The following is a 16448-nucleotide window of genomic DNA, read 5'->3' on the forward strand; positions in this document are numbered from 1 at the left end:
GGCGATGGGTGTGATGCAAAACCTGTCCGCCATGGGCATGAACGTGGGGGGCATGGACGTGGGCTCAACCGGGCTGCGGATCCTGCTGGTCGAAGATGACCGTATGGCGCGGCTGGTCCTAAGCGATCAGTTGGTGCAATTGGGCCATCGCGTCGAAACGGCGGAAAACGGTGCGCAGGCCTATACGATGCTGCGCGAAGAGGCACGGCGGGCCGATATGGTCATCACCGACAGGTTCATGCCCGTGCTCGACGGTTTGGGACTGACGCGCCGTTTGCGCCGCGAACGGGCCACCGAGCATTTGCCCATCGTCATGCTGACGGGGGCGGGCGATGCGGCCAGCGTGGCCGAGGGGCTTGAGGCCGGGGTCATGCAATATCTGACCAAGCCGGTTGAGCCCAATTTGCTGTTTCAGGTGCTGGAAATGGCGCGCCGCCAGATCGTGGGCCGGCAAAAGCTCTCCAGCACAATCAGCGCCCATCAGGCCGGTTTTGCCAATATCCAGCGCGTCGATTTCCATCTGCGCCATATGGGCGAGGTGGGGCCTGTCGCCAGCCTGCTGGCCAGCCTTGCGCCCAACAGCGAAAAGCTGCTCCCGGGGCTGCGCGAATTGCTGGCCAATGCGGTTGAACATGGGCTTTACCGGCTGGGCGGGGCGGCCAAACAACAGTTTATGCTGTCGGGCCAGCTTGACGATGAATTGGCCAGAAGGGCCAAGGATCCGGCCTATCCGGGCCATGTCGAGGCGGCCGCCCAGCGGATTGACGGCGGTTTGCGCTATGCGGTCCGCGATCCGGGCGCGGGGTTTGCTTGGCGCAATTTCCTGCGCCCCGATCCGTCGCGCGGGCTGGGTGAAAGCGGGCGCGGGTTGATGCGCGCCAATCTGATTTTCAACGAGATTCATTTTCATGGGAACGGCAATTTGGTGACCGCGGTCGCCAGGACCGAGGCTTCCCGCATATGGTGAGGTTGCCGACATGAAGCATCTGGGCCGTAAGGCCACGCAAGCGGACGCCCTGTTGGGAGCGCCCAGCTTTCTCCAGCGCAATGTGCAGGGCTTGGCGCTGGCCCTGTCCGCGCTTGCCATGGTCGCGGTCACCGGTGTGTCCTTCACCGCCGTCACGCAACTGCTTGACCAGCAATATGTGGCCGAAACCAAGGCGGCGACCACATCGACCAAGTTTGAAATATACAAAGCCTTGATACGATTGAAGGACGCGGCGAATTTCATCAATTCGGGGGCCGGTTCGATGGTGGCCGTCAAGGCCCGCCAATCGACGAATAAGTCCGATTTAATTCGCGCCATCGGCTATGTCGAACCCGACACGGGGCGCGCGGTTGATCTGCTGGGCGGGCGCGATGTGACCACGCCCGCCGGGCAAAAGGCGGCGCATGATCTGCTGGCCAAAATCGAGGCGGCGCGCGGGCGCATGGTGGTGCTCAATGCGGCCAATTATCAACCGCTGCTGGGCCGGATCGATCATGACATGCTGCTGATGGTGCAGGCCCAGCCGATGGCCAATGCCTCGGAAAAGATGATCTTTGCAACATTCGATTTTGCCGATCTGTGCCGCCAGATGCTGCAACCGGGCCAGTTTGCCTATGTTCACGAATTGACCGCGTCGAGCAGCGATGTCCATTTCAAGTGCGGCACGCACGAGCATGGCAGCGCTCCAGGCGATTGGATTGCCCAGACCGACCAAAGGCACAAAGTCACCATCACCAAGGAGCTGGACTTTGAACTGGTAAGCCATGAGTTGCATCCGATGGTGGATCAACTGGTGATGATCGTGCTGGCGATTGCCTTTTGCATATTGCTGGTCGCGCTGGCCGCTGTGGTCTCCAACCGCTGGCAGAGGCAGTCGCGCCACTTGCTGATGCAGGCGGTCGATGTCGCCAATTCCTCGGCATCGGCCAAGGACGAGTTTCTGGCCAACATGAGCCACGAGATCCGCACGCCGATGAACGGTGTGCTGGGCATGTCGCAATTGCTGGCGCGCACCAAACTGGATGAAACCCAGCGCCGCTATGTCGAGCAGATCGATGCCTCGGGCACGGCGCTGATGGCGATCCTCAATGACGTGCTGGACCTGTCAAAGATCGATCAGGGCAAATTGGCCATCGATCCGATCAAGACCAATGTGCATCAGTTGGTGCAGGCCATCCTGTTGCTTTACACCGGCAATGCGGCGGAAAAGAATGTCACGCTGCTGCTCGATATTTCCAGCAAGGTTCCAAGCTGGATCATGGTCGATCCCACCCGCATGCGCCAGATTATCGGCAATCTGGTTTCCAATGCCGTAAAGTTTACCAAGGACGGCGAAGTTCTCGTGCGCATCGATGTGGTCGAAGCCGCGGGCGCCAATCCGCAGTTATCGATTGCCGTGAGCGATACCGGCATCGGCATTTCCGAAGAGCAGCAGACGCGCCTGTTTGAACGTTTCGCGCAGGCCGAAGTGGGCACCTCGCGCAATTATGGCGGTACGGGGCTGGGCCTTTCCATTGTGCGCCAATTGGTCGAACTGATGGGCGGCCGCATCGAATTGTGCAGCACGCCAGGGGTTGGCTCGACCTTTACCGCGCAAATTCCGCTTGTCCTCTCGGATGAGGCGGTGGTCAGCCTGTCGGACTTGCGCTGCGCCGTGGCGTTGATTTCCTCCTCGTCCTTTGTGCGGCAAATCGTGACCCGCGCCTTGGGCGACGCGTGTATCGATGTCGCCTCCTTCAGCAGCGTCAATGAAACGCTCAAAATGTTCCGCGACAAAAAGATGGAGCCCTTTGCCGGTATCATCATCGACGAGGCGCAGGATATTCATGCCGCCTGGGACGGATGGCAGAGGCTGCGGGCCGCCAATGTCATGCTGGGACGCGGCTGGTCGATGCTGTTGGCCGACAAGGACAGCCATCCGCGCTATGCCCAATTCGACCGGGCGCTGACCAAGCCTTTCGTTTCGACCGATCTGGTGCGCCAGATCACAGTGTTGATCCAGCAGTCCAATTCCGAACTGGAGGCCGCGCCTGCCGCCGAACGTCTGCCGGTTGACAGCGCCCTGAACAACGAGTTGCCTCTCCGGTTTGATGGCCGCACCTGTCTGGTGGTGGATGACAATGCGATCAACCGGATCGTCATCAGCGAGTTGCTCAGTCCTTTCGGTTTTCAGATCGATACGGCGAGCGACGGGCGCAAAGCCATCACGGCAGCGCAGAGCAAGGCCTATGACATCATCTTCATGGACTGTCGCATGCCCCATATGGACGGCTATGACGCCACACGCCAATTGCGCGCCATGATGGTTGCGGGAACCATGCCGCGCATGCCCATCGTTGCGTTGACCGCCAATGCGATGAAGGGCGACCGCGAGGCATGTCTTGAATGCGGCATGGATGCTTTCCTGTCCAAGCCGGTGTGTTTGCCTGAATTGATCGATGTTCTGGTTTCGCTCGTCACGCGCAGTGACGCCCCCGCCGATGGCGATGTCGATTGGTTTGAGGCCAAGGCCGCCGGGGAGGCCGTCAATCCGGCAAGGCCCCAGACCGTGGCAGAGCAGATGGCCCGGATCGAAGCGGAATTCCTGGGTTCGGTCCCGGGGGCTCCGGCCTATCAGGAGCCAGTGCGCGTTCGGGCGCCGCAGCCGGCCGAGGCCGTGACCAATCTGGCCGTATCCGCATTTTCCGGCGAGGCGCGCATGGTTGCCAACGGCGGGTGGACCATGGCCGCGCCGGTCATCACCGCCAAGCGGGCGCGCCCGACCATCGTGACCACCGTCCCGGTTCCCCTGCCGCCGGAGAGTTTGGCGCAGGAACCGACCGAGCCGGTCCTTACGCCCCCGTTGTTTTCGGTGGCGCCCGTGTCGGTGAAACCCGTTTCGGCGGCGCCGGTTGCGGCGCCCGGCGCTGGGGTCGCTCCTTTCCCGGCGGCCGATGCCCCGGCGGCCAGGGTTCAGGCACCGGCCCCGGTTGATAGCGGCCCGATATTGGATCTTTCGATCTATCATAACCTGCGCGAGACCATGTCGTCCTTTGCGATGCTGGTGAAATTGTATCGCACGGATACCAGAGACTATCTCAACGACATTGCCGATGCGATGGCGCTGGGCGATCTGGAGGGCGCGGTTTTGCCCGCCCATACGATCAAAAGTTCAAGCAGGATTATCGGTGCCATGGCCATGGCCGATCTGGCCGGACAAATGGAGACGCTCTTGCGCAGCGGCAATCCGGACATCGGGGCGGCGTTGCGCGAATTTCCCGATCGGCTGAACCAGTTGTTCGATCAGACCTTGCAAGAGATCGACAGGAACTGATCGGCCTTGCCCCACGACCACCCCCGATATTGTTTCACCGCTTGATGAGTCTGGTCCCGATCCATGAAACCCACGTCTGCCCTATGCTGTCTTGCCTTCCTGCTGGCGCTGCCTTTGGCGGGCGAGGCGACCGCGCGCGGTCGGGACGGCGCGCCTGAAGCAGGTGTGCTTGAAGCAGGTGTGCTTGAAGCAGGCGTGCGGGAAGGGGCCGGGCTGGACGCGCTGGGCCAGAGTTTTGATTGCCCCGCGTTACGGAAACTGGTGGCGCAGGCTTTGCTGGCGAACAAGGATCTGCAATTGGCCGTGGCGCGGCTGGATGCGGCAAAAGCCCAACAGAAAGCCGCCCGGGCGCCCCTGCTGCCAAGCTTTTCCCTCAGCGCCAATGCCTCAAGGGTAAACGCGCTCACAAGCACAACAGGCAGTTTGCTGGTCAATGATTATGCACAGGCGGCCTTGTCCTATGAACCCGACATTTTCGGCGCCATCCGCAAGGCAGGGCGGGCGGCAGGCGCACGCACGGCCTCCTCGGCCTATCAGGTCAAGGCGGTGCAACTGGCGGTGGCCACCCAGGCCATGCAATATTACGTCATCGTCGCGGCCTATGATGCGCAACTGGCCGCGCTGAAGGACCAGTTTGGCAACATACAAAGATTGCAGGCCATCGTGGATCACCGCGCGGCCGAAAATGAGGTCAGCGCGGTCGAGATCGGCCTTGTGCAACAGCAATGGGCAAGCATTCAGGCCGAGATTTCCGCCGTGCAAAGCGCGCGTCAGGGCGAAGTTGCCGCCTTGGCCGTGCTGGTGGGCGAGGATGCGGCCCGTTTCAATCTGCCGTTTGATCCCGATGCGCTGCGCGGGATCAACGGGCGCCGCATCGCGCTGGAGCAGCCCTTCGAACTGATCGATCAAAGGCCGGATCTGCTGGCCGCGCAACAGGATCTGGCGGCGGCCAAGCTGAATGTGGCGGCGGTCAATGCCGGGCAATTGCCGCGTTTGCGCCTGACTCCATCGGGCATATTGGGTTTGGCCAGCAATCCGATCAGCGTCTTTGCCAGTTTTGGCGCTCTGCTGTCGGCCAACCTGTTCGAGGGCGGGGCGATCACCGCGCGAAAGCAGGAGGCACAGGCTTTGGCCAGACAGGCGCTGCTGGCCTATGACAAGCAGCGCCTGGTGGCCGGGCAGGAGGTCGTCAGCAGTCTGGCCGCAGTCAAATCCGCGCAAGAGCGCGAGACCTATTGGACGAGCGCCTTGCTGGCGCTGGAAAAAGGCACCAGGGCGGCGCAGTCCGCCTATCTGGATGGCGACTATCCCTTCAATCTGGTGATTGATTCGCGCCGTAATGAAAGCGCGGGCCAATTGGCGCGCATCGGCGCCACCCGCGACCGATGGCTCGCGCAAATCAGCACTATCCGCGCCCTTGGCGGCGGCGCGCAATGGCAATGACCAAAAGGCATTGACCCCGCGCCGCCGTCAAGCCTTGTCAGGGATGGATGGGCTGTTCGGCCTCGTTCATGACCATGGCTCGCAACGCATCAACACACGTGCCGTCAACCGCCTTGCCCACTTCGCTTTCGATGATCGACAAGGCCTTTTCCACCGGCATCGCGGCGCGATAGGGGCGATCGGCGGTCAGCGCGTCATAAAAATCGCAAACCGTGATGATGCGGGCCTCCGGCGCAATCAGCATTTGGCCCAGACCAAGAGGATAGCCTTTGCCATCCAGCCTTTCGTGGTGGGCCGCCGCCACCGATGCCATGTCGCGCAAGGGGCCGATGCGAGAGAGGATTTCCATCGTGTGCATCGCATGGCTGCGCATTTCGATCCATTCCACGTCGTCCAGCTTGCCCGGCTTTTCCAGAACGCGGCTGGAGACGGCCAGTTTGCCCACGTCGTGCAGGATGGCCGCGCGGCGCAAATGGCGGACATCCTGCGGTGACATCCCCATCGCCTCGCCCAGACCATGGGCATAATAGCCGACCCGGCCCGAATGGCCGCCGGTATACGGGCTCTTGGCATCGATGACGGCGCCAAAGGCTTCGGCAATGTCGTCCAGATAGTCCTCATCGACCGTGATGCGCGTATCTTCGGGCTCGAACGCGCCGATGCGGGCCTCCAGCGTCGGGGCATTGACGTCACGCCAAAAGGCGGGATCGGTCGCGATCCGCAGAAACGCATCGACCAGTTCGGGGTCAAACCATGTGCCCCGTCTGGCCGCCACTTCGGCCAGGGCAGCCTCCGGCCCGCCCGCCTTTTGAAACACATCGGCGACCTGCGCCAACAGCGCGAGGCGGGCGGCCAGCGGGATCGCATCGCCGCGCACGCCCTGCGGCTTTCCGCCCCCGTCCCAATGTTCGTCAAGCGCCGCAATGGCGCCTGCCACCGCCTCGGGAAACCGCAGGCGGCGGGCGATATCGGCCCCGCGGGTGCATCGGGTCAGGATCAGGTCATGGGCGATATTGGTCCCGTCCTTCAGGATGGTGGCAATCGCGCGGGCGCGGGCAGCAAAGGAATGGCCCGGACCGGTGCGGCTGAACACAAAGCGCAGCGTGGGCCCCAAACCTTCCTGAACCAGCTTGTAATCATGCTTGAACGAGCGGTCATCGGCCAGATAGATCTCGGCGATGCGGGCGGCATTGCTGGAGCAGCCAAGGTCTTTGAGCAGCGTGGCATAATAGACGTTGCGCCGTTCGGTTGCGCAAAGGCCCAGCGTTTGGGCAATGCGGCTGGCAATCCAGCAACTGCGCAGGGAATGGCCCTCAGGCTGCCCTTCGGTCAGGTCAAGCGCATAGGAGAACGCCCCCAGGATCTCGCTGAGCGAGGTGGAGTCGGAGGCGGCAATATCGAAGTCGGAGGGGAGGGCGTGACGCATCGGGGGAGATGTCCATAATAATTATTGCGTCTGTTTGCCGCATTTCCGTTAATTCTCGGTGTCCTTCATTGTGGCGATAACGGCATGAATGCGTTGAGTAAGTTTAGAGAAAATTCACGCAGATCAGATGAATGGGTGGCGTATGATTAATGCGTTTTAAGCGTTATTCAGGATTTTTGCGAAAAGGATTGCGGATTTGGTAAAGGGCGCAAGTTTGTCGAACAACAACTTGGACGATTATTGATGAAATTAAGATGCGATAAGAGCTCGGGCCGATTGGTACTGTCTCACCACTCTTGTAAGGGTTATTGTGCAAGTCATTGCGTAAAGGCTGAATTATAAAAACTTGACTGGCCGAGGCCTCTCGCCGCCCTTGGCCGTCCGACATTCCCTGTCGGTCAGCATTCGATACACCCAATGCGCTTTGACGATACCCCCAGAATGCCCCCAAATTAGCCGGGAACAGCTGGGAATCGCTGAGAACGCCTCATACGTCAAATGACTGTAAGAAAGCCTTTTGGGAATGGTTGGGAATGCTTGCTGGCTGGGGTGGGAGGATTCGAACCTCCGCATGGCGGTACCAAAATTAGATACCCGCCCGGAGGCCCCGTTTCAGCCCAGTCGAGAACCGCAGAAATCTGCGGATTTCGGCACTTTATGCCAGTGTGGAATCCGTGCCAAGAAAAATCGTGGCAGAAATCATGGCAGAACCGGTTGGTTTGGGGCGACACCTGTCCAGATGCTGTTTCGAGCAGGCGCGTTCGACTGTCAATGCGAGCCACGGGGTTGATCCTGCTTCTGCCGCCGGTTCCAGACGCAGACGTGGTGACCAGACCAGCAAAATTGTCGGCGATGCGCAGGTGCGCACTTTGCTGGCTTGCAAGCGAGGCGAACCTTGGTTCTGTTTCACGGGCGGCTCGCTCATGTGAGTCCTACACCGGCATCACCTTGGCACATCGCGATGCCGGTGGGAGCCGTCATTGTTGGTGATCATTTGGGCGGTGCCTGCGGTTGCATTAGCAGTGCCCTTGTCCAATTCGGTCTGATACACTGTTCTGGAGAGCGCCGATGAACGCCTTTGCTCGCCCCTGGCTTGCACGTTACAGTCTGGCCCGCAGAGCCTTGCAAGCCCGCATGGCGGCGTTGCTTGGTGCAGTATTGCTGGGTCTGGTCGCCATTGTCTTTGCCAAGGTGGGCGATTGGAGCCAGCACAGTTTTGCTCATGCCTTTTCAGCACATCCGTTGCTGACTGCGGCATCGACACCGTTTGCGTTTGCCTTGGTGGTTGCCATGACAAGGCGCTGGTTTCCCGAAGCGCGCGGATCGGGCATTCCGCAAGTGATGGCGGTCGTCCATCATCCTTCGAGCGGCGTAAAGAGCCCGCTTATCTCGCTGCTCACGGCCGTGGCAAAATTGGGCTGCACTTTGCTGATGTTGCTGGGCGGCGGCGCTGTTGGGCGCGAAGGGCCGTCAGTTCAAGTCAGCGCGGCGCTCATGGTGGCGGTGCATCGGTGGTTGCGCGTTCCGATCAATGCGGGCGTCATTATTGCAGGCGGAGCAGCCGGCGTTGCCGCGGCATTTAACACCCCCCTTGCAGGAGTGGCCTTCGCTATCGAGGAATTGGCTGCGGCCTTTGAGCAAAAAGTGGCTGTTATGGTCATGGCCGCTGTGATGATTTCGGGTCTGGGCAGTCTGGGCATTGCAGGCGATTACGTTTACTTCGGCATGATGACGCGGCATCTCGCGATACGCGACATTGCCATTCTGGCCCCGGTGATGGGTGTGTTGGGTGGACTTACGGGGGGAGCCTTCTCGCGTGCTCTTGGTGCAATGGCTACCGCGACAAGCGGTCCGATGGTTTTTGTCCGAAGACATCCGGTGAAGTTTGCGTTTGCTTGTGGAATGGTGGTTGCCACGTTGGGCCTTGTCAGCGGCGGGATCACCTGGGGCACAGGATATGAAACGACGCGCGATCTTTTGAGTGGCGGAAAGGCGTCTTTGTTGTTTGGCCCGGCGCGCTTTGTCTCCACACTGGCCACCGCGTTGAGCGGGGCGCCGGGCGGAATATTTGCGCCCTCCCTTTCCGTGGGGGCCGGGCTTGGCCAGCTTGTATCACACTTTTTTGCCGATGAGCCATCGGGCGCGATTGTGCTACTTGGGGTCGCAGCCTACTTTACAAGCGTGGTTCGCGCACCGTTGACAGCGGTCATCATTGTTATGGAAATGACAGCCGACCGAGCGATGATCTTACCTCTGTTCATCGCCGCGCTGATCGCGGATTGGGTTAGCAGCAAGGTCTGTGCGGCCAAACTCTATCACACATTGGCTCAGGGCTTCCGCACGGCAGACATCCAGGCCTCAACAGAGTGATCCGATGATCGGGGATAATCAGTTCTGCGCTGCGGCATTAAGCATCAATTGTGCCTCGCGCTTTATGATCATTGCAACTTGGGCATAATGGTGTCCGTAAACCGAATTGGCGCGCCAGATGGCGGCCACGGAACGCCGGCTCTGCCAATCCTCGATAGCCAGCGGCACGATGATATTTTTGCCGCCCACCTCTGATCGCAGATAAAGGTCCGGCAGGATTGCAAGTCCCAGACCTGAGGCGCACATCTGGCTGAGGCTATCCAGGCTGGTGCCTTCATAATTTCCCAGCAGGTTCAGGCCCAGATCGCTGCAAATGTCCCGCGTCTGTTGGTGAAACGGATAACGCGGATCGATGCCCAACGTATCGGCTCCGCCAATATCGGACCGCTTCAAGCCGGAACGGGTGGCGAAGGGATGTTCGGGCGGCGCCACGAGATGAAGGTCTTCATCAAACAAATGTTCGACATGCAGGTCGCTGCCGGTCGATGTGACAGGGGTCAGGAGCATATCGAGGGCCCCGCTGCGCAGATCGAACATCTGTTCCTGGGGAATGCCCTCGCGAATATAGAGATGCAGGCTTGGCATTTCCTGTTTCAGCACGCCGACAATTCCGGGCAACAGGTAAGGCCCCAGAGTTGGCGAAACACCAAGACTGATCGTTCCCACCAATTCGCTCGTGCTGCGTTTGGCGCAGGCCTCAAGCTCGTTGAGATCAAGCAGGAGCTTGCGCGCCCGCGCTACAATTTCGTGGCCTATGGGCGTCAGGCAGACAGGATTTACATTGCGCTCGATCAGTCGAACCTCAAGCTGCTCCTCCAGTTTCTGCAACTGCAGGCTTAAGGTCGGCTGGGAAACATGCAGACTGCTGGCCGCCTTACGGAAATTTTGTCGATCGGCGACTGCGACCAGATATTGCAATTGGCGAAAACTTGTCATGTCGATTTGATAGGTTAAATCTATCGCATGGTCCATATTCTTTCAATTGGACCTATCGCATGGGCTGATGCACTTTCATAAACGAAATGCCCTTTGTGGCGGAGTTGAGGCTGCTGGAAGGAAGTGAGGGAGAGGCAATGGCACTTTTCCAACTGACCAAACAACAATCACCAGGCGCACCCATAGAGACAATTCAATTTGACGCTGCCGATGAGGAAACTGCGCTGATCATCGCCAGGCGATATGTTTCCTCTGTACCCGCATATTTATGGTCCGAAGGCAGGCGTATTTGCCGCCTTTTAGGCAATAGCTCTTCAGGTTCGCAGATTGTCAAAAGGGTTACACGCGAAGTCATTGCCAAGACGAGGGCGTGACAGGCGATGAGCTTGCCCAAAATCCTCGTGGTCGAAGACGATGCGCTTCTTTGCTTTGCCATGGAAATTGCCCTTGAACATCACGGTTTCGAGGTGATCGCTGCAAGTTGCGCAAGCAAGGCCATGAATTTGCTCTGCGATTCAACAACCCGCTATGACGCGCTGATAACGGACATCCGGCTCGGCGACGGAGATGATGGCTGGTCTTTGGCGCATCAGGTGCGTGAACTCGTTCCAGAAATTGCCGTTGTCTATGTGACCGGAGAAGGTGCGCCAGATTGGCCCCGCCTTGGCGTCAGTGAGAGCGTGGCTCTCCAAAAGCCCGTCCATGAGGCCCAGCTTGTCGATTGCATTTCCGGTCTGTTGAGCCGCCGCCGAAAACTGAATTGAATATCATCACATTGATTTTATTTAACAAGGAGACTTGACGTGAAACTTATTCGTGGCCTTTTGGTCGCCTCGGCAGCCTTGACTCTTGTTCCAGTCGCCATGGCGCAACAGGCCAAAACCGCCTCCCCCACGCACACCTTAATCGTGGGGGCTATGACTTATGATCTGCAAGGCGGCGAGGTCGGCAAGATTGACAGCATGTCGGGTGAAACCATCGTCATCGACACCGGGATGCACAAGGCTGCGCTTCCTAAAACTGCGTTCGGTTCCGGCCCAAAGGGGCCGACCGTTTCCATGACGAAGGTGCAGATTGACGACCAAGTGGCGGCCGCAAGCCAAAAGGCAGCAGCCGCGTTGGAGGCGGCCATGACGTCTGGCGCAGAGGTCAAGGGCAAGGCCGGAACGGTCATCGGAACTATCAAAGAAGTCAAAGGTGATCAGGTGCTTATAGAGCGAGCCTCAGGCCCTGTCTCATTGACCAAAAAGGCGTTCGGTCTTGGGGCGAACGGCCTGTTCATTTCATTGACTGCAACTGAACTCGATGCGGCCGCCAAGAAGGCAACCGCGTCGACCTGATATCAGCGACACCCGATTTAAAGGCGACCCAAGAACCCGCCGCGCAAGCTTTTGCCCGATACCAGTCTGTTGCAACTCACGCTGTCATTCGAGAATGAGGCTGACCAATGGGCTGGTATTACCGAACGGGAGCAATGCCAATAAGGGGCTGAGAGCACGAATGCGGCGGCTTGTGGTGATGCTCGTTTCGCGCTAACGGGCCTTATTCGCATGGACCCGGTGAAATTCCGGGTGGCTATTCCGGCCGCCAATCCGCCGGACAACGCATTTCGCAAACACGCCATATTCCGTGCCGCGCCATGGGCGCCTTGCGATCTTCGTGGAAATCCCTCTTGATGATGTCTCAAAGCCTTGTTCGCTATCGCACCGAATGGTTCGAAAGTTTCTCTGATGCGCGCCGTGACATTCTGGCGGGTATGGTAGGCACCTTTGCCCTGATCCCCGAGGTGATCGCCTTTTCCTTTGTCGCGGGGGTCGATCCTCAGGTCGGGCTGTTTGCGTCCTTCGTGATCGGCATCGTTATTGCGTTGGCCGGCGGCCGACCGGCGATGATCTCGGGCGCGGCGGGTTCGGTGGCGCTGGTGGTGGGGGCGCTGGTCCATGCGCATGGCCTGCAATATCTGCTGGCGGCCACGGTGCTGGGCGGATTGCTTCAGATCGTGTTTGGCTTGCTCAAACTTGATGTGCTGCTGCGTTTTGTCTCGCGTTCCGTGCGTACCGGCTTTGTCAACGCGCTGGCGATCCTGATCTTTTCGGCGCAGGTGCACCAGATGCTGGGGGTGACATGGCATACTTACGCCTTGATCGCGCTGGGGCTGGCCATCATCTACCTTGCCCCCCGCGTGATCGCATGGGTGCCATCCCCGCTGATCTGCATCCTCGTGCTGACTGGGGTGAGCATGGTGCTTCCCATGCCCATTCATACTGTTGCTGATCTTGGCCAATTGCCCGCTTCACTGCCCGTCTTTTCGCTGCCACGGGTGCCGCTGGACTGGGTGACACTGCGGACTATCGCGCCCTATTCGCTGGCTATTGCAGCGGTAGGGCTGCTCGAATCGCAGATGACCGCCGCCGTGGTCGACGATCTGACCGAAACCACCAGCAACAAGTCGCGCGAAAGCACCGGGCTTGGCCTTGCCAATGTCGCAGCAGGGCTGTTTGGCGGGATCGCCGGTTGCGGAATGATCGGGCAGACGGTGGGCAATGTGCGCTATGGCGGGCGAGGGCGGCTGTCCACGCTGACGGCGGGCGTGTTTTTGCTGGTGGTGCTGGTGCCGCTGCGGCCATGGGTGGCGCAGGTGCCGGTGGCCGCGCTGGTGGCGATTATGGTGATGGTGTCGATCAGCACCTTCTCATGGGGCTCACTGCGCGATCTGGTGCATCATCCCAAAATGTCCAGCATGGTGATGCTGGTCACGGTCGCCGTGACGGTGGCCACGCATGACCTGTCCGCAGGCGTTGCGGTGGGCGTGTTGCTCAGCGGGGTGTTTTTCGCGTTCAAAGTGACGCGCATGATGCAGGTGACCGTCACCTATGACCCCGACAGCGACACGTGCCATTATACCGTGTCCGGCCAGATCTTCTTTGCCAGCGCCGATACTTTGCCAACTATTTCGATCTGCGCGACCGGGCAGGGCGGGTTCATTTCGACCTTAGCGATGCCCATATGTGGGATGTGACGGCCGTTGGCGCGTTGGAAGGGGGAGTTGCGCCGCCACGGCATCCTTGTCGAACTTGTCGGGCTCAATCAGGCAAGCGCCATTCTGGTGGACCGTCACGCTCCGTTGGTGCGCGCTGAACCCGGCACCGTCTCAGGCTGAGCGATAGCGGAGGGAGGAGCGGACAAACGCAACTTGGCTTGTTGCGGCTTGCCTTGGGGATCTGGCGGAATGACGGATGCGGCAATGCCCGCCTGTTGCAATTGCTGAACGAGGGGGCTGACCTCCTCCTCCCGCCCTACTACGATCACCCGGTTCAGCCCCCAGCGTTGCACGGCCCAGATCGCCAGATCGGGCGTGATGGCACTGGCATCTTCCTTTGCGCCATCCAGAGCGACCGTCAGCTCCGCGCCAGCGGGCGGCACGATGGCCACGCGCCAGCCTTGCGCGGCCTGCGTCGCGGCTTCTTCGATCTGGCGATAATCAGCCAGCGCCCAGCCGGGCGCGGCGACCGGCGCGGCAAATACCATGCGTTCGGACCGATTGACCCAGAGCGCGGAGGTCGGCAGCCCGATGGCGGCGCGAATGCGGGCAAAGGGCGGCACATCGGCGGCAATGCCTGCGGCGGTGCGCTCCATCGCGGCATCGACCATCGCCTGCGTTTGGGCGGGCAGGTCGGCGGCCAGCACCTGTTGCAGCTTGACGGTAACCTTGGCCGCACCCGCTGCCGCCAGCGCCTTGCGCAAGACCTGCTCGGCATCACCGGCATAGTGTGAGGTGACGACCAGAGCGCTGACCTCCGGATCGCCCAGCAGCGGCCAGGATACGTCAAGCTGGGCAATCCGGCTGTTGGCGCCGTCCGTGGCCTCGGCAATGGCGGCGCGGGCGGTCTTGCGCAAACCGGCCTCGCGGCTGACCTGCGAGAGGGTCAGGCCCAGCGGAACCGCCAGAATGGCAAAGGCGCTCAACCCGGCCAGCACATAGCGCGGCGACCAGTCGACCTGCTTTTCGGGCAGCGCCGCGCCGCTCAGCCGCGCCACCAGCGCAAAGGCAAAGGCGATGGCCGACAGATTGGTGAGAAACAGCAGCAGCGCGCCTAATGCAAAAGCAGGCTGCCACACCGCCAGCCCATAGCCCACCGTGGTCAGCGGCGGCATCAGCGCGGTGGCGATCGACACGCCGATCGCCGTCCCGCCCTTTTTCATCACCGTTGCATAGCCGCCCGCCAGCCCGGATAGCAGCGCCACCACCAGATCAAGCAGCGTGGGCTGGGTCCGCGCGATGATTTCCGGCGTGGCATTGCGGATCGGGCTGGCCATTGTGATGAGGATGCCCGTTATGATGCCGATGGCCGCGCCCACCATCACCACCTTGGCCGCATCGCGGATGCGATGCCCGTCCAGCGCGGCAAAGCCGAAACCCAGCGCCGCAATCGGCCCCATCAACGGCGAAACCAGCATCGCCCCGATCACCACCGCCGTTGAGGATTGCAGCAGGCCCAGCATGGCAATGCCCGCCGCAATGCCGCACATCAGCGCAAAGCCGCGCGTCAGCCTGCCGTCATCCTCGACCTGCTGGCGGATTGCTGCCCCATCTTCCTCGTTCATTTCGGGCAGCAGGACCAGATGGGCCAGCTTGACCCGCCAGCGCCGCAAAATGTGATGCCAGTGCCTCAATGAACCGTCACTCCCGTCACGCCATGGTGCGCCTTGATCCGCTCGATCAGCGCGCCGATGCTGCCGCCCTGAACGATAACCGCAAACAGGACGACGATATAGGTGGCCGCCAGAATGGCGCTGCGGATTGGGCTGTCGGGCAGGGATAGCGCCAGCGCCACCGAGATGCCCCCGCGCAAGCCGCCCCACACCAGCGTGGGCAGGGCCAGCGGCCCCATGTCGATCATCCGCCGCATCAGCGCCAGTGGAATGCCCACCGACACGATCCGCCCGGCCATCACCAGCACAATCGAGATGACCCCCAGCATTAGCAGCGAGAGATGCGGCGCAATGGCAATCACCTCCAGCCCGATCAGCAGGAACAGTACGGCATTGAGAATCTCGTCGATCAGCGCCCAGAATTTCAGCAGATAATCCTGCGTCACATCGCTCATCGCATGGGCCACGCCCGCATTGCCGATGACCAGACCCGCCACAGCCATCGCCACCGGCCCGCTGATATGCACCGCCATGCCAAGGCTGTAGCCGCCCATCACCACGGCCAGAGAGATCATCACTTCGATATTATATTCGTCAATACTGCGCATGGCGCGAAAGGCGACCCAGCCGATGGCCAGACCCAGCAAGGCCCCGCCGCCCGCTTCGCGCAGGAAATCCATCGCAGCATGGGACAGATGAAATTCGGCCCCGCCCGTGGCGATGGACAGCAGGATGGAAAAGACCACCACGCCAACGCCATCGTTGAAAAGGCTCTCGCCCGCGACCGTGGCCTGCAAGGTAGGAGGCATGGCCGCGCGTTTCATCACCGCCATCACGGCCACCGGATCGGTCGGGCTGATGAGCGCGCCAAACACCAGCGCCCATGCCAAAGGCACCGCAAGCCCCATCCATCCCGCCACCAGCCAGAAGGCCAGCCCGACCACCAGCGTGGAGATCAGCACACCAGCCGTGCTGAAAATGATGATCGGCCAGCGCCCGGCCCGCATATACGACCAGTCGACATGCAGCGCCCCGGCAAAGAGCAGGAACGACAGCATCCCTTCCATCAGCGTGCGATGGAAATCGAGTTGTCCCAGAAAGGCGTTGAACTGCGCCGCAAGCTGGCTGGACGGCAGCAAACGGTCGATGCCCAGCACCAGCAGCGAGGCCAGCGCGCCCATCACCGTCAGCCCGACCGAGGCGGGCAGGCGCAGCCAGCGGTGGTTGGCATAGCCCAGAACCGCCGCAGCCACGATCAGCATGGCGGCGGCGTCAAAGGGCGAAAATGTCGCGGACATGATGGGCATCCTCCTCTTGTC

At 60.7% G+C, this 16448-nt stretch carries 12 protein-coding genes, 1 pseudogene and 1 other annotated feature; of the genes and pseudogenes, 8 read left to right on the forward strand and 5 right to left on the reverse strand.

Annotation, left to right across the window (positions count from 1 at the left end; genetic code table 11):
- The first annotated feature begins 4 nt into the window (after window positions 1-4).
- The 3 genes from PQ467_RS08450 (at window position 5) to PQ467_RS08460 (ending at window position 5744) form a co-directional block, all read left to right on the forward strand.
- Entirely contained in the window at window positions 5-967 is a 963-nt protein-coding gene (locus PQ467_RS08450; protein ID WP_274173008.1) for a response regulator, read from the forward strand.
- 10 nt (window positions 968-977) lie between these two features.
- Window positions 978-4301 carry a hybrid sensor histidine kinase/response regulator gene (locus PQ467_RS08455; RefSeq protein WP_274173009.1) on the forward strand — a complete coding sequence of 1108 codons (3324 nt, stop codon included), beginning with the start codon at window positions 978-980 and terminating at the stop codon, window positions 4299-4301.
- Window positions 4302-4364: 63 nt separating this feature from the next.
- Window positions 4365-5744, forward strand: coding sequence for a TolC family protein (locus PQ467_RS08460; RefSeq protein ID WP_274173010.1), 1380 nt, complete (start codon window positions 4365-4367; stop codon window positions 5742-5744).
- A 37-nt stretch (window positions 5745-5781) separates the two neighbouring features.
- On the opposite strand, the gene PQ467_RS08465 is transcribed toward PQ467_RS08460, so the two are convergent.
- Window positions 5782-7170, reverse strand: a complete 1389-nt coding sequence (locus tag PQ467_RS08465) for an HD-GYP domain-containing protein (RefSeq protein ID WP_274173011.1) — start codon at window positions 7168-7170, stop codon at window positions 5782-5784.
- Window positions 7171-7825: 655 nt separating this feature from the next.
- Window positions 7826-8095 (reverse strand): hypothetical protein, encoded by a 270-nt coding sequence (locus PQ467_RS22730; protein WP_443192931.1) that lies wholly within the window; start codon window positions 8093-8095, stop codon window positions 7826-7828.
- A 143-nt stretch (window positions 8096-8238) separates the two neighbouring features.
- Here PQ467_RS22730 and PQ467_RS08475 point away from each other — a divergent pair, with 143 nt between their 5' ends.
- Window positions 8239-9540 (forward strand): chloride channel protein, encoded by a 1302-nt coding sequence (locus PQ467_RS08475; protein WP_274173012.1) that lies wholly within the window; start codon window positions 8239-8241, stop codon window positions 9538-9540.
- Window positions 9541-9558: 18 nt separating this feature from the next.
- On the opposite strand, the gene PQ467_RS08480 is transcribed toward PQ467_RS08475, so the two are convergent.
- The gene (locus PQ467_RS08480) at window positions 9559-10512 is read right to left on the reverse strand and encodes a hydrogen peroxide-inducible genes activator (protein ID WP_274173013.1); all 954 of its coding nucleotides are present in this window, start codon (window positions 10510-10512) and stop codon (window positions 9559-9561) included.
- 101 nt (window positions 10513-10613) lie between these two features.
- Here PQ467_RS08480 and PQ467_RS08485 point away from each other — a divergent pair, with 101 nt between their 5' ends.
- The 4 genes and pseudogenes from PQ467_RS08485 to PQ467_RS08500 all read left to right on the forward strand — a co-directional run bounded on the left by PQ467_RS08485 (window position 10614) and on the right by PQ467_RS08500 (window position 13636).
- Window positions 10614-10850, forward strand: a complete 237-nt coding sequence (locus tag PQ467_RS08485) for a hypothetical protein (protein ID WP_274173014.1) — start codon at window positions 10614-10616, stop codon at window positions 10848-10850.
- A gap of 6 nt (window positions 10851-10856) precedes the next feature.
- On the forward strand, window positions 10857-11240 hold the full coding sequence (locus PQ467_RS08490; protein ID WP_274173015.1) for a response regulator: 384 nt from the start codon (window positions 10857-10859) through the stop codon (window positions 11238-11240).
- A 39-nt stretch (window positions 11241-11279) separates the two neighbouring features.
- Window positions 11280-11816, forward strand: a complete 537-nt coding sequence (locus PQ467_RS08495) for a hypothetical protein (protein ID WP_274173016.1) — start codon at window positions 11280-11282, stop codon at window positions 11814-11816.
- A 209-nt stretch (window positions 11817-12025) separates the two neighbouring features.
- Window positions 12026-12081, forward strand: a sequence feature (sul1 is cis-regulatory element that is thought to sense ions involved in sulfur or methionine metabolism; They are found in Alphaproteobacteria).
- A 73-nt stretch (window positions 12082-12154) separates the two neighbouring features.
- Window positions 12155-13636, forward strand: a pseudogene (locus PQ467_RS08500) (SulP family inorganic anion transporter).
- Here PQ467_RS08500 and PQ467_RS08505 read toward each other — a convergent pair.
- Both PQ467_RS08505 and PQ467_RS08510 read right to left on the reverse strand, forming a co-directional pair.
- A complete protein-coding gene (locus tag PQ467_RS08505; RefSeq protein WP_274173017.1) occupies window positions 13591-15150 on the reverse strand; it encodes a DUF389 domain-containing protein in 1560 nt (519 codons plus the stop codon). The pseudogene PQ467_RS08500 and the gene PQ467_RS08505 overlap by 46 nt on opposite strands.
- Window positions 15147-16427, reverse strand: a complete 1281-nt coding sequence (locus tag PQ467_RS08510; RefSeq protein WP_274173018.1) for a cation:proton antiporter — start codon at window positions 16425-16427, stop codon at window positions 15147-15149. The genes PQ467_RS08505 and PQ467_RS08510 overlap by 4 nt, the downstream gene beginning before the upstream one ends.
- Between the last annotated feature and the right edge of the window lie 21 nt (window positions 16428-16448).

Origin of the sequence: Novosphingobium sp. KACC 22771, assembly GCF_028736195.1 — a bacterium.
Classification (GTDB): Bacteria; Pseudomonadota; Alphaproteobacteria; order Sphingomonadales; family Sphingomonadaceae; genus Novosphingobium.